General features: G+C 60.1%; 12 protein-coding genes. All 12 read left to right on the plus strand.

The window, feature by feature from the left end; genetic code table 11:
- Nucleotides 1-417: 417 nt before the first annotated feature.
- Nucleotides 418-753 carry a hypothetical protein gene (locus ATY80_RS12970; RefSeq protein WP_088692827.1) on the plus strand — a complete coding sequence of 112 codons (336 nt, stop codon included), beginning with the start codon at nt 418-420 and terminating at the stop codon, nt 751-753.
- 137 nt (nt 754-890) lie between these two features.
- On the plus strand, nt 891-1,097 hold the full coding sequence (locus ATY80_RS12975; protein ID WP_007787687.1) for a hypothetical protein: 207 nt from the start codon (nt 891-893) through the stop codon (nt 1,095-1,097).
- A 180-nt stretch (nt 1,098-1,277) separates the two neighbouring features.
- Nucleotides 1,278-2,084, plus strand: a complete 807-nt coding sequence (locus ATY80_RS12980) for a pseudouridine synthase (RefSeq protein WP_088692828.1) — start codon at nt 1,278-1,280, stop codon at nt 2,082-2,084.
- A gap of 4 nt (nt 2,085-2,088) precedes the next feature.
- Nucleotides 2,089-2,784 carry a phosphoribosyltransferase gene (locus ATY80_RS12985; protein ID WP_088692829.1) on the plus strand — a complete coding sequence of 232 codons (696 nt, stop codon included), beginning with the start codon at nt 2,089-2,091 and terminating at the stop codon, nt 2,782-2,784.
- A 99-nt stretch (nt 2,785-2,883) separates the two neighbouring features.
- Nucleotides 2,884-4,635 (plus strand): SLC13 family permease, encoded by a 1,752-nt coding sequence (locus tag ATY80_RS12990; protein WP_088692830.1) that lies wholly within the window; start codon nt 2,884-2,886, stop codon nt 4,633-4,635.
- 81 nt (nt 4,636-4,716) lie between these two features.
- Entirely contained in the window at nt 4,717-5,661 is a 945-nt protein-coding gene (locus tag ATY80_RS12995) for a phosphoribosylaminoimidazolesuccinocarboxamide synthase (protein ID WP_088692900.1), read from the plus strand.
- Nucleotides 5,662-5,763: 102 nt separating this feature from the next.
- Nucleotides 5,764-6,366 carry a TetR family transcriptional regulator gene (locus ATY80_RS13000; protein ID WP_088692831.1) on the plus strand — a complete coding sequence of 201 codons (603 nt, stop codon included), beginning with the start codon at nt 5,764-5,766 and terminating at the stop codon, nt 6,364-6,366.
- A gap of 137 nt (nt 6,367-6,503) precedes the next feature.
- The gene (locus ATY80_RS13005; protein ID WP_088692832.1) at nt 6,504-7,721 is read left to right on the plus strand and encodes an efflux RND transporter periplasmic adaptor subunit; all 1,218 of its coding nucleotides are present in this window, start codon (nt 6,504-6,506) and stop codon (nt 7,719-7,721) included.
- A 43-nt stretch (nt 7,722-7,764) separates the two neighbouring features.
- On the plus strand, nt 7,765-10,860 hold the full coding sequence (locus ATY80_RS13010; protein WP_088692833.1) for an efflux RND transporter permease subunit: 3,096 nt from the start codon (nt 7,765-7,767) through the stop codon (nt 10,858-10,860).
- A gap of 164 nt (nt 10,861-11,024) precedes the next feature.
- On the plus strand, nt 11,025-12,449 hold the full coding sequence (locus ATY80_RS13015) for an efflux transporter outer membrane subunit (RefSeq protein ID WP_088692834.1): 1,425 nt from the start codon (nt 11,025-11,027) through the stop codon (nt 12,447-12,449).
- Between the two features lie 157 nt (nt 12,450-12,606).
- On the plus strand, nt 12,607-13,632 hold the full coding sequence (locus ATY80_RS13020) for a LacI family DNA-binding transcriptional regulator (protein WP_088692835.1): 1,026 nt from the start codon (nt 12,607-12,609) through the stop codon (nt 13,630-13,632).
- A 19-nt stretch (nt 13,633-13,651) separates the two neighbouring features.
- Entirely contained in the window at nt 13,652-14,674 is a 1,023-nt protein-coding gene (locus ATY80_RS13025; RefSeq protein ID WP_088692836.1) for an ABC transporter substrate-binding protein, read from the plus strand.
- Nucleotides 14,675-14,713: the final 39 nt, after the last annotated feature.

Here is a 14,713-nt window from a genome sequence, read left to right on the forward strand (position 1 = left end):
GCAACCAATCAGCATCTCAGCCAATCTTAAAAGAAACCTTAGAGCGAAGGACTTCGTCGCCAGCAGCGCCGCCGCCCTCGTCAGTGATCGGGCTTATAGACCCTGCCCCTTTTCTAAGTCAACACCGCCAAACAAAGTTTTTTGACATTTTTGTAACAGATTGAAATGAAAGAGGGATTTTCAAGAGTGGGTGCTTTGGCCGCGGAACCGCGCCCAGGCAGCCCTCGAGATTCCTTTATCAAACGGTCAAAATTCGGTGTTCCCGCCGTTTTTAGTCCGACCCAGACTGCGCAAAAGCGGTGTTTGAGGGTTGAAACCCGGCGAAAGAGGATCATTTGCCCCCTACGGCATCAAATCGCCCGGAACCTAACGCAGCTCTCTCGTGTTCTCGTTCGTGTAAAAGAAAGGAGAAAGGACATGGCTGCCAATACCGACGACATCAGAGCGTCCGTCAGCAAGGACATCGCTTCCCTCCAGCAGGAGGTGTCGCGCCTGCAGAAAATGATCTCGGCGCAGGGTGCTGAAGCCTACTATGAAGTGCGCGACCGTGCCGGCAAGGCATATGAAGATGCCCTCCCCCGCGCGAAGGGCGCCGTCGCCCATATCCGGGCAGAGGGCATGGCCGCGGCAGGTGCCGCCCGCGAGCACGCGGCTGCGACGACGACCGCGCTGGCGCTCGCCGGTGCGATCGGTTTTCTAGCCGGCTATCTCTTGAGCGGCAGCCAGCAGCCGCCACACCACTGGTGGCGCTGATACAGCTCCGGCGGAAACCCTCCGCTTTTATCGCGAGCCGCCTGATCCGAACGTCAATGCGGCTCGTAATACTTTGGTCTTAGAAAAACCAAGTTTAGTCGTTATGGCTGCGGCCAAAATGGGCGGGAGTACTATTCATGGAGAACCAGAAAGCGCATTTTATAGTCGAAGTCAGTGTTGATGGGGTCAACGGCCGCAAGGCAGTCGGTATCATGAACATGCGCCAAGCCCTTGAATTGCCTGAATTGCCTTGCCTGGCCTATACCCATCCGGACCCCGCCAAAGCAGCCGCGGGTGTCGTTATCAGCCGGCAGGAACTCGCCGGCTTCATGGCTTGCCACTAGGGCTTGCCGATCTCTCCCCGAATATGTGACGGCGCACAAAGCGCCGTCTGGCTTCTTGAGCTTCTTTGCTCTCCCCACCTTGAGCGTCTCATTTTTCCCCGCGTTTTGTCCGCGACTTGCTGGCATCGGGAAAGTGTTCGTGTCAGAACCTGCTCAACGGAACTGACGGGATGGAACAGAGTGAGGCAACGGCGCTCACCTCAGAGATCGCGCGAGCGCGCGAGACCGAACGGCGAAACGCCCAGCAAGCGGGTAACCCTGCCGCGTGCGCTGTCAAAGCTCGGCCATTGCTCGCGGACGCAGGCTGAACGGCTGATCCTGGAAGGTCGCGTCTCGGTCGATGGCCGCAAAGTCACCGACATCTCCGCATGGATAGACCTGGCATCGGCCAAGATCCGCGTCGACGGCACGGATGTGATCGCCGAGGCGAAGATCTACCTGATGCTGAACAAGCCGCGAGGGCTGGTAACGACGCGTGATGATCCGGAAGGCCGGCCAACCGTCTACGACTGTCTCAACGACTTTCAAGCGCCACATCTCTCGCCGGTCGGGCGATTGGACAAGGCGAGCGAGGGCTTGCTGCTCTTTACCAACGATACCCTCTTCGCCCAAGCACTGCTTGATCCCCTCACCCATGTCACCAAGACCTACCATGTCCAGGTCAACCGGATCATGGACAGCGAGATGCTGGCTGCGATGACTTATGGCGTCCGCCACGATGGCGAAGTCCTGAAGGCAACATCCGCGACGCTATTGAGGAGCGGCGACAAGAACGCCTGGATCGAGGTCGAACTCGATGAAGGCCGCAATCGCCAGATCCGCCGCATGCTGGAAGCGCTTGGTGTCGAATGCCTTCGCCTCGTGCGGGTTGCGATCGGTGGCCTGGCGCTCGGTGAGCTGCCGAAGGGCGCAGTGCGCGCGTTGACGGATGCGGAATTGAAGGAACTGCGCCGGAGCGCAGGTGTGGAAACGGCAAGACGGAATTGAGTGCATGACGGAACTGGCTGCGCACGAGTTTTGGCAGGAGATCCACACCGCGGGCACCTTTGAGCGCGATGGCGATTTCTCGACATCCTATGTCGCCGAGCTGGACGACGGGCGGCAGCTTCGCCTGCCCGTACGCATACTGGCAGACGGACAAGACGCACTGGCCTCTCTGATCATCAATCAGGCAAGCTTCGAGGTTCTCGATGTACTGGCTCGATCTCTGGCCGAGAGGCTCAAGCTTTTCCAGGTTGAGGTTGTCGCCGGTCTGCCGACACTTGGGCTGACGCTTGCCGCTGCAGTAGCGCAGAAACTGGGGCACACACGATATGTGCCGCTCGGGACGTCCCGAAAATTCTGGTACCGCGACGACCTGTCCGTGGCGCTCTCGTCGATTACCACCCCCACCAAGCAGAAGCGTCTCTATATAGATCCCCGCATGCTGCCGCTCCTGGAGGGGCGACGCGTGGCCCTGATTGACGATGTCATTTCCAGCGGTACCTCGATCGTTTCCGGGCTGCGGCTTCTTGCCGGCTGCGGCATCGAGCCTGTTGCGATCGGTGCCGCGATGCTGCAGTCACGCCGCTGGTGCGAGACCCTTGATGCTGCCGGATTGCAATGGCGGGAAAGAACAGTGGGCGTGTTTTCCACCCCGATGCTGGAGATGACCGAGACCGGCACCTGGCGCCGGTCTGCGGTCTGAGCGCAAGGTCGGCATGGAGCGCGGATTGCGACATTTCGCTCTATACAGCGCGAGCCGAACCGCTACAGTCTCGCGATGGACTGAGGTTTGGGGCAAACCATGACGTTCGAGCAAGCATCCTTGCTGATCCTCCTGCTCGCGATGCTGATCCTGTTTTCATTGGAGCGCTTCCGTATCGAGGTGGTTGCAATCGCTGGACTGCTCGCCGGCTATGCCCTTCACCTTTATTCCGCCGAACAGGTCTTCTCCGGCTTTGCCAGTCCTGTCGTTGTCACCGTCGTCGAGATTCTGCTCATCGTTCAAGTCCTTGCACGGGCGCAACTTTTCGATCAGCTCGCAGACTTTTTTGTACGGGCCAGGTTTTCCGATATCGCGGTCATCGCCACATTGTCGGGCGCGACCGGCTTTATCTCAATATTCATGAACGACATCGGCGCGTTTTCAATCGCCTTGCCGGCAACGCTGCGCGTGAGTGACGCGCTCGCGATCCCCAAACGACAGTTGATTATGCCAATCTCCTTTGCTGCGCTCTTGGGCGGGATCGTATCGCTGATCGGCACGCCAGCGAACATGCTCGTCAGCAACGCCTGGGCAGAGGCAAACGGCACCGGCTTTCGACTTTTCGACTTTGCCTATGTCGGTCTGCCGGTCGCCATCGTCGGCATCGTCATGACCGCATGGCTCGCGCCGTGGCTATTTCCGAAGACAGACGGAGAGGCGCTTTCCGCCGCACCTGTCTCCCCACCGAGACGACGGATCACGGAACGACATATCCCTGCGGGCTCCTTGCTAATCGGTGCCCGGCTCTCAGACTTGCCGGGCCGATTCTCGCTGCAGCCGCACACGCTCGTTCGCGACGACAAATTCATCTTTGGCACGCCCGACAAACTGGTTGTCGAGGCGGGTGACCTGCTGTTGGTCGAGGCGGACGAGACCGTATTTGACGGGCTTCAAGCATCCGGAACTTTGCTTCCGCAGCGAGATCCGAGCGCAGCCACTGCCGGCCCGGATTATGTCGAGGCCGTCGTCATGCCGGAAAGCACGTTGGTCGGCTCGCGACTGCGTTCGCTTGAGGTGTTCAGCAGCCGTGATGTCACGATCTCAGCCCTCTCCATGCGCTCACCGCGGATAGAAGGGCGCTTTGGCGATTTGCAGCTGTCGATTGGTGACATTCTGGTGTTGGAAGGCGAACAACGGGCGATCGCTGAAGCGCTTGAGGAGTGCGAGTGTCTGCCGCTGGCGTCGCAGCCGCCATCCCGAATGTCGGCATCATCTTGGCAGCCCTTTGCCATTTTCGCTGCAGGCGTCGCCACGACGGCCTTCGACCTCGTCACGCCTGACATTGCGTTTGCGGGCGTCGTGCTTGTCCTGGCACTCCTTGGTTACCTGAACATCCGCCAGGCAATGGCCGACCTCAACTGGCCAATTATTATCATGCTTAGCGCGATGATCCCGATCGGTTCCGCAGTCGCGACAACAGGCACCGCCCAGGTCATCGCGGCAGCGCTCGGTTCCATGGTGTCGTTGACCGAACCGACCGTGGGGGTCGCGCTTGTTCTATTTCTGTCGATGCTACTGACGCCTTTTGTCAACAACGCGACAGTCGCGATCGTGATGAGCCCCATCGCCGTCGCCTTCGCAGCAACCGGGCATCACTCTCCATCTACCTATCTGATCGCCGTCGCAGCAGGCGCCTCGCTGGATTTTCTGACACCCTTCGGCCACCACAACAATACTTTGGCCATGGGGATCGGAAGCTACCGCTTCAGTGACTTTCTGAAAGCCGGCGCACCGCTGACAGTGTTGAGCTATGGCCTTACCCTGATTCTTGTCTATCTCTTCTGGCTTTAGGAGCGGGTTTGCTTGACATCCCCGATGATGGAACTAGAGCAGGGGAAACTTCACGATCAATGCAGAAGGATGGTCGAGCCCGTGCGAATCCTCTCCGAAGCCCATTTCCCAGAGCTCCCAAATTATTACCGTGGCAAGGTTCGCGAGAACTATGACCTGCCGGACGGCCGCCGCATCATCATCAGCACAGACAGACTGAGCGCCTTCGACCGGATCCTCACCTGCATTCCCTACAAGGGCCAGGTCCTCACGCAGACGGCACGCTATTGGTTCGAGGCGACCAAGGACATCTGCCCCAATCACGTTCTCGACTATCCCGATCCGAACGTTGTCATCGGCAAGCGTCTCGATATCCTGCCCGTCGAGATCGTCGTTCGCGGTTACCTCGCCGGCACGACGGGAACCTCGATCCTCACTCTTTATAAGAAGGGTGAGCGCGAGATGTACGGCATGCAACTGCCGGACGGGATGCGCGACAACCAGAAACTTCCAACGGCGGTCATTACGCCCACCAGCAAGGAATTCGACGGCGGCCACGATGAGCCGCTGACGCCTGCCGAAATCATCGAACGCGGACTCTTGACCAAGGCGCAATGGGATACGCTTTCGCGTTACGCGCTGGCACTTTTCGCGCGCGGCCAGGAACTCGCGGCCCAGCGGGGGCTCATCCTCGTGGACACCAAATACGAGTTTGGCACGGACGAGAATGGCAACATCATTCTCGCGGACGAAATTCACACACCTGACAGCAGCCGCTACTGGCTCGCCGACAGCTACCAGCCAAGTTTCGAGGCAGGAACGCGCCCGACAAGCTTCGATAAGGACTTTGTTCGCGCTTGGGTCGCGGAGCGCTGCGATCCTTATAAGGACGAAATCCCAGAAATTCCCGTCGAGTTGATCCAACAGACCTCTGAGGTCTACATCAAGGCCTACGAGAGCATCACGGCGAAAAAGTTCGTTCCGGATGACAGCGGAGCAACGCCGGTCGAGCGCATCCGCAAAAATCTCTCCGCCTACTTCACTTAAGGTCGCCGGACAGGAAGCCTGCAACATTGGCTTGCAGGCTTTCAGTCGTTGGCGCTAGCATTCGCAAAACTAGGTGCCGGCCTCGGGCCGGCGGGGGAATGGATGGCACGTAGGCCAAGACGCAAGGCCGAAGAGACTCGCGAAGACATTCTGTCCATGGCAGAATTGTTGTTCCGCCAACGCGGTTTCGTCGCCGTTTCGATTGCCGACATTGCCGCCTCGCTCGGCATGTCGCCTGCCAACGTCTTCAAACATTTCCGTTCGAAAACCGCCCTCGTCGATGCGATCGCGGAACGCCATCTGGGTGACGTAGCAGATCGCTTCGCCGCCTTTGACGATGAGTTGCCGCCAAACGAGCAGCTGCTGCGCTTCGTGTTGCGCCTGCTCGACAGCCACCTGCAGGACATCCAGCAGAACCCCTACATCTTTGAAATGGTCCTGATGACGGTGCAGGCCAAGTTTGAGGCCGGCAATCGATACAGGGAGCGCATCATTCGGAAGCTGGACGAGATCATACGGGTGGGCATTGCCGAGGGGCGCTACCACTGCAGCAGCCCCGAAGATGCCGCCGGTACCGTTGCCGATGTCCTGGCGAGCGTCCTACATCCGGTTCTGATCGCCCGTGATGACAAGGACACACTTGTCCACCGCGCACAGCAGATCGTCATTTTCGTCGATGCCGCACTGCAAAATAGCGCTTGCTAAGTGACGATTCATAACTTACGTCACTTCGTAAAGTCTTTCTTAAATTCGGATCAGTGGCATTTGATTCTGGATCGATGAACGGCCTCGTTGTTGATGAAGGTCATCGGTTCGGACGCCACCGCACAAGGAATTCCATAATGATACGGCGCATCTTCCTCGTTTCTACCGCTCTTGCCATCGGCGGCGTGCTTGCCGCGTGCAGCGACAGCGGTAACAAGCAGGGCGCGGCCGGTGCAACAGGTGCAGCCGCTCAGCAGGCCGCCCCGGTTGGCGTCATATCGCTGGCAAAGGCGAGCTTCCCCGTCACCACGATCCTGCCGGGCCGCGCCGAAGCTTCGCAGATTGCCGACATTCGCCCGCAGGTGAGCGGCATCATCGAGGAGATCCCCTTCAAGGAAGGTGGCGAAGTCAAGAAGGGTGACGTTCTTTATCAGATCGAAGATGCCCCCTATCTGGCAACCGCTGCGCAGGCGCGCGCCGCCATCGCCAAGGCAGAAGCCAGCGTTCCGAGCGCGCAGAGCAATTTCGATCGCTATCAGCGCCTTGTCGGCTCAGGCGCGACGCAGATCGAGCTTGAGACGGCGCGCACCAACCTTCTGCAAGCGCAGGCCGAGGTCGAATCCGCAAAGGCGGCCCTGACCGCCGCCGAAATCGATGTCGACCACACGAAGATCATTGCACCATTCGATGGCGTAATCGACCAGACGGCATATAACGTTGGCAACGTCGTCGCGGCCAACCAGACGACGGCGCTCACGACCGTACGTCAGCTCGATCCCGTCTATATCCTGCTGACGGAGTCGAGTACCAACCTGCTACGGCTTCGCGACGCGATCAGAAGCGGAGAAGTCAAGGGCAATGCCGGCAACGCCGCCTTCCGTCTGATCCTGGAGAACGGCAAGGAATATGACCAGAAGGGCACGCTCGACATGTCGAAGTCCGTGGTCAGCGAGACGACCGGCACCTTTATTATCCGCGTGCGTTTCCCAAATCCCGACCATGTTATCCTGCCCGGCATGTACGTGCGCGCGACGCTCGAGCTCGGCGCAGAGGTCGGCTACGCGCTGCCGCAGCTTGCCACCAGCCGAAATGCAAATGGCGAGCTGACCGCGCAGTTCGTCTCCGCCGATGGCAAGGTCGAAACCCGCATCTTCGAAAATGCATCGCCTTCCAACAACGCATGGCTCGTGACCGACGGCATCAACGACGGCGACCAGCTGATCGTCAGCGGCCTGCAGTCGATTACGGCAGGCATGCCCGTTAAGCCAATGCCTATGAAAATCAATGATAAGGGCATCGTTGTGCCTGCTGATCAGGCCGCATCCGGTGAAGCACAGAAGCCCGCCGCGAAGTAATCGCGACGAACCGTGATCAGAGCCGCACAGGAACAGTAAGCCAATGGCCAAGTTTTTCATCCGACGCCCGATCTTTGCTTGGGTCATCGCGATCACGATCATGCTCGCGGGCTTGCTCGCAATCTTCACGCTGTCGATTTCGCAATACCCTGATATCGCGCCGACCACCGTGCGCATCAACGCGACCTATCGCGGGGCGAGCGCCGAAACCGTCGAAAAATCGGTGACGACCATCATCGAAGACGGCATGACCGGCCTCGACGACCTGACCTATATGACGTCGACCTCGTCGACCGGGTCTGCCAGCATCTCTCTGACGTTCGGCACCAGCGCCGACCCCGACATCGCGCAGGTTCAGGTCCAGAACAAGCTCCAGCTAGTCCAGTCCCAGCTGCCGAGCGACGTCATTGATGCCGGTATCAGCGTCACCCGCTCGACCTCGAGCATCCTGCTCGTCGGCTCACTCGTTTCGACAGACGGCAAGCGCAATTCCGTGGACCTCGGCAACATAATGTCGACGTCCATCGAAGATCAGATCCAGCGGCTGGAAGGCGTTGGCAGCATCAACATCTTCGGCTCCGGTTACGCCATGCGCGTCTGGCTCGATCCGTACAAGCTGCTCAAATACCAGCTTACAACCGGCGACGTTACCTCCGCAATCGAAGCGCAGAACACCCAGGTTTCAGTCGGATCGCTCGGGGCGCAGCCGTCAGTCGACGGTCAGCAGCTCAACGTGACCATCACCGCACAGAGCCAGCTCACCACCGTTTCCGACTTCGAGCACATCATTCTAAAGGTTGAAAAGGACGGTTCCACCGTCCGCCTCAGCGACGTAGCTCGCATCGAGATTGGCCAGGAAAGTTACGGCGGCTCCTCCCGCTACAACGGCCAGCCGTCGAGCGGCTTTGCCGTCAACCTCGCCATCGGCGCCAACGCCATCGATACGGCCGCCCGTGTGCGTTCAGCCCTCGACACGATCGGTCGCGGCCTGCCGGAAGGCGTGGAAATCACCTATCCGTACGACACGACACCGTTCGTCGAACTGTCGATCGAGAAGGTCGTTCACACGCTGATCGAAGCCATCGTTCTCGTCTTCATCGTATTGCTGGTCTTTCTGCAGAACCTTCGGGCGACGCTTATTCCAACAATCGCCGTGCCGGTGGTACTGCTGGGGACGTTCGGCATTCTCGCCATGGCTGGTTATTCGATCAACACGCTGACGATGTTCGCCATGGTCCTCGCGATCGGCCTTCTCGTCGACGACGCGATCGTCGTCGTCGAAAATGTCGAGCGCATCATGACGGAAGAGAAGCTGTCACCGCTGGAGGCGACAGAGAAGTCGATGGGCGAAATTACCGGCGCTATCGTTGGTATCGCGCTCGTCCTTACCGCCGTGTTCATCCCGATGGCGTTCTTTGGCGGTTCGACCGGCATTATCTATCGCCAGTTCTCCGTAACGATCGTCTCCGCGATGCTGCTTTCGGCCCTGGTCGCGATCGTCCTGACGCCGGCACTTTGCGCGACCATGCTGAAGCCGGTGACCGAACACAAGAAGCACCGGATCGGTGACTGGTTCAACCGTAACTTCACGCGCTCTACCAACGGCTATGTCCGGAGCATCGGCTATCTGCTGAAGCGGCCGATCCGTGTCATGCTGGTCTTCCTCCTGATCGGCGTCGGCTGCGCCTACTTGTTCAATCGCCTGCCAAGCTCCTTCCTTCCGCAGGAAGACCAGGGTGTGTTGCTGACGATCGTCACAACGCCTCCCGGCTCGACGACGCAGCAGACCCAGGCCGTCGTCGAAAAGGTCGAGAACTACTACCGCGAGAACGAGAAGGACGCCGTGCAGTCCGTCTTTGGCGCCCTTGGCTTTGGCTTCAACGGTTCTGGCCAGAACAGCGCCATCGTTTTCACGAAGCTCAAGGATTTCTCTGAGCGTACGGATCCGAACCTGCATGCGCAGGCTGTCGTGACGCGGGCGCTGAAGACCTTCTTCACCTTCCGTGAAGCCCAGGTCTTCGCGCTGCTGCCGCCCGCGATCCAGGGTCTCGGCGTCTCGAGCGGCTTTTCCATGTATCTCGTCGACACCGGCGGTCATGGCACCGACGCTCTGGACGCTGCTTCGAAGCGCTTGATCCAGGCCGCAAACTCCAGCGGCAAGGTCGTTGCACTGCGCAGCAACAACAAGGAAGTCGAGCCGCAGATGAAGATCGTCATCGACCAGGAGAAGATCGGCGCGATGGGCGTCGATATCTCCGCGGTCAACTCGATGCTTTCGGTCATCTTTACCGGCCGCGACGTCAATGACTTCACGCTGAATGGCGAGATCAAACCGGTCTACGTACAAGGTGACGCGCCGTTCCGCATGCAGCCGGATGATCTCGATCACTGGTATGCCCGTAACTCGAGCGGCGAAATGGTCCCCTTCTCTGCTTTCACCCGCACCGAATGGGTCAAGGGCGCCCCGACGCTGGCCCGCTTCAACGCAGTGAGCGCCATCCCGCTCGACGGCGCATCGGCGCCGGGCGTGAGTTCGGGTGACGCCATGAACGAAATGGAAGCTTTGACGGAACAGCTGGGCGGCGGCTATACCGTCGCCTGGCAGGGTATCTCCTACCAGGAGCGCCTGTCGGGTTCGCAGGCACCGATGCTTTATGCGATCTCCGTCCTCGTCGTCTTCCTTTGCCTTGCGGCGCTTTACGAGAGCTGGTCGATCCCGTTCTCGGTCATCATGGCCGTGCCGGTCGGTGTTCTCGGCGCCCTTGCCGCTGCAACGCTCTTCGGCCAGGCGAATGACGTCTACTTCAAGGTCGGCCTGCTCACAACCATAGGTCTCGCGGCGAAAAACGCGATCCTGATCGTGGAATTTGCGAAGGACCGAATGGAAACAGGCATGGGACTATTCGAGGCGACTCTTGAGGCGGCGCGCCTGCGTCTGCGCCCGATTATCATGACATCGCTTGCCTTCATTCTGGGTGTCGTGCCGCTGGCAATCGCAACCGGAGCAGGCTCTGCGGCGCAGAACGCAATCGGTATTGGTGTGCTCGGCGGCATGCTTGCAGCGACCGCTCTCGGCATTTTCTTCGTGCCCTCGTTCTTCGTTGTGATCCGCCGCGTCTTCTCGCGGGCCCAAAAATGAAGCGTGAGTGTTGTATAAATGCACTGTGAGAAAATGAGACTCGTTGTTACATTGCCGCCAACTGCTTCGGGATGGTGTTTCTCGTACGAGCGAAGCGCGGCCGATAGCGAAGCCATGAAGGCTTCTGACAAGAATAGATTTGGTCGAGTTACAGGAAGATTTTAATGGCATCTTTTCGCTTTGCCTCTCCGGCGCTTCTGCTTTTGCTCGCGGGCTGTGTCAGCGGCCCGGATCATGTACCTCCGGAGATGCCGCTTCCGGCGAAGTTCAGCGAGGGCGGCGCCAAGGACATTGGCGACGTGTCGACGGCGGCCTGGTGGACGGCTTATCGTGATACCAAACTGAACGGTCTGGTGGGCCAGGGGCTGAACGAGAACCTCTCGGTGCTGCAAGCGCTGGAACGCATCAATGCGGCCGCTGGCGACGTCACCGTAGCCGGCGCCGGTTCGCTGCCGAGCCTGCTGGTCGGCGCCAGCCAGACCACGAGCGGCAAGATGGGCGAGCTAAGCGCCTCTGGCGGCGCCACTAACGTCAGTGCCGGCGAAGCCAACGTCTCCTGGCTGCTCGATCTGTTCGGCCAGTACCGCCGCGCCAAGGAAAGCGCCCAGGCAAGCCTCGATGCCGCCTATTCCAGCGCCGACGTCGCCAAGCTCACCTATCTGCAGGATCTGGTGAACTCCTACATCGACCTGCGCTTCTACCAGGAGCGTCTGGCACTGTCGCGCGCCAACCTGAAGTCGCGCCAGGAAACCTACGAGCTGACCAAGTTCCAGCTCGAGGCCGGTGCTGCCTCACGCCTCGACGTCGTCCAGGCCGAAGGTCTGGTACAGTCGACGCAGGCTGAAATCCCCGGCCTGGAAACCAATATCCGCGTTGCCGCGCACCACATCGCCACGCTGCTTGGCCAGCCAGCCGGATCGCTGCTCGGCGAACTCTTGAAGGGTGCGCCGCAGCCGATCTTCCGCGGTGGCATCGCCTCGGGCGTCCCGGCTGACCTGATCCGCAACCGGCCCGACATTCGCGTCGCCGAGCGCAATCTCGCCGCCGCCACCGCTAACATCGGCGTTGCGATTTCGCAGCTTTACCCGACGATCACCCTGTCGGGTTCGATCTCGCCGACCTACACCAAGGTGGCCGGCGTCTCCGGCGGCAGCCTGACCAGTTGGTCCTTCGGCCCGACGCTGACGCTGCCGATTTTCGATGGCGGCCGCCTGCGCGCCAATGTCGATATCGCCAAGTCGGATGCCAAGACGCAGTATCTCGCCTGGAAGTCAACGGTGCTGGACGCCGTCGAAGAGGTCGAGAACGCGCTCACTGCGGTGCGCCGCGATGCCCAGACTGTGGAAGCGCTGCGCGCCCAGGTGAAGACGACGCAGGAAACCTTGGAGCTGTCGACCGCCAGCTACAAGGACGGCGCCTCTTCGCTCCTCGACGTGCTTGACGCGCAGCGCCAAGTGTCGCTCGCTCAGGCAAGTCTCGCCGCCTCCATCCAGCAGATGGCCAAGGACTACGTCTCGCTCAACGTCGCCATCGGCGGCGGCTACAATCCGGGCGCTCCCAAGACCACCGCGCCCCCCAAGGCAAGCTGAGCGACATGAGACAAGAAGCCCCGCTTTTGCGGGGCTTTTTTATTACTGTCACCGCTTCAATGCGGATAAGTGACCACGGTGGCAACTTTGGATTCGACAAGGTCAATGGCCTGATATACGCAATGATTAAACGATTAATCTACGCACGTCGGAAACCATGCCTCCAGCACGACCTGGACCGAATCTGAGCAGGATTGCAACGTCGCTTGGCGTCTCCGTCGCGACGGTGTCCAATGCGCTGTCAGGCAAGGGCCGTGTTTCCGAGCAGCTGGCGGAGAGGATCAAGGAACATGCGGCCGAACTCGGCTATGTTCCAAGCCAAGCCGGTCGCGCGCTGCGGACTGGTCGCAGCGGCGTCCTTGGGCTTGTTCTGCCAGATATCGCCAACCCGCTCTTCCCCAAGCTCGCGCAGGCCATCGAATTCGCCGCAAGCGCTGCCGGCTATGGCGTCCTGATCGCCGACTCCCGAGGCGACGTTACCACCCAGACCGAGGCGATCAATCGGCTGATCGAGCGCGGCGTCGAAGGCATGGTGATCGTACCGCGCCGCGCGACTCGAATTTCCGCCGCCGCCTGTCCGGTTGCTGTCATCGATACGGCCTCCACACCAGGCAACACGGTTGCTGCCGATCACATGCAAGGCGGCTGGGTGATCGCCAAACATTTGGCCGAGCTTGGACACCGACGTATCCTCATCATCGGCAATAATCCCGGTTCGAACGTGCAGAATGACCGAGCAAGCGGAATCCGTTCGGGTCTCCGTGCCGGGATGAGTTCTGCAACCCTCTGGATCGAGACGTTAGAGCGACAAAACGGCAGCGGATGCAGCCTCGGCCTCGCTGAGAAGGTGCGTGAGGGCTTTACGGCGTTTGCGGCGCTCTCCGACCTGCAAGCGCTGCGAGCCCTCACCGAATTGCAGCGAGACGGCATCGACGTGCCCGACATGGCAAGCGTTACCGGCTTCGATGACCTCATCTGGTCACCGGTCATCACCCCGCCATTGACCACGGTGGCGATGGACATGCACACGATCGCGGAAATTGCCATCTCGTCATTGCTGCGGACCATACAGACGCGCGGTAGCCGCGAGGGCGTGCTTGTTGCATCCGAGACCGACCGCGTTCCGATGCAATTGATCGTTCGCCAGTCCTCCGGACCGGCGGACCCGACAAGAATATCCTGACAGACGGAGAACAGCTGACATGAAGAATGCCCTTATCGCTGCGGCCGCGCTATTGGTGCTGTCGCCCCTCGCCGCAAAGGCAGAGGAGAAGACGCTGACGATTTCCGTCTATGCCTTCGCTCAGGATGACTTCAAGACCATCGTCTACGCCCCCTTCGAGGCGAAGTGCGGCTGCAAGCTGGTCGTCGAGACCGGCAACAGCGTCGAGCGTCTTGCCAAGATGGAGGCCAACAGGGCGAACCCCGTCATCGACATGGCAGTTGTCTCCATGGCCGATGCCCTGGCGGCCACCCGCAAGGATCTGATCGATAAGGTCGACACCTCGAAGCTCTCCAACTTCGGCAAGCTTTACGACCTCGCCAAGGACCCGAACGGCGACGGCATGAGCGTCGGCTACACCTTCTACGCCACCTCGATCGCCTATCGCTCCGACAAGATGAAGATCGAGTCCTGGGCCGACCTGTTGAAGCCGGAATATGTCGGCCACGTCGCCTTCCCGAACGTCACCACCAACCAGGGTCCGCCAGCGCTCTACATGCTCGGCCAGGCACTCGGCAACGACAGCCCGGATCTGAAGGCGCCGATCGAGGCGCTGGGCGAGAAGAAGGACGAGGTTGTCACCTTCTACGAGAAGTCCTCGCAGCTCGTGCAGCTGATGCAGCAGGAGGAAATCTGGGCGGCTCCGATCGGTCGCTTCTCCTGGGCGGGCTTCACCAAGCTCGACGTTCCCGTCGCATGGGCAACGCCCAAGGAAGGCCAGACCGGCGGCATGAACGTCATGGTCGTGACCAAGGGCTCGAAGAACCGCGATCTAGCCCTGCAGTTCATGGATTTCTGGCTCTCCACTGAAATCCAGACGAAGCTTGCTGAAAAGCTGGTCGACAGCCCGGCAAATAAAGAGGTCAAGCTCTCCGAGGAAGCCGCCAACAACCTGACCTATGGCGAAGAAACCGCCAAGAGCTTGAAGCTCATCCCCTCCGCAGCCGCGCTCGACAACCGCGCCGCCTGGCTGAAGGAATGGAACGAGAAGGTCGGCCAGTAATCTCCAGGCCGGCTCGGCAATTTGTCGGAGCCAGCCCTT

Origin of the sequence: Rhizobium sp. R711, from assembly GCF_002211365.1 — a bacterium.
Lineage (GTDB): Bacteria > Pseudomonadota > Alphaproteobacteria > Rhizobiales > Rhizobiaceae > Rhizobium.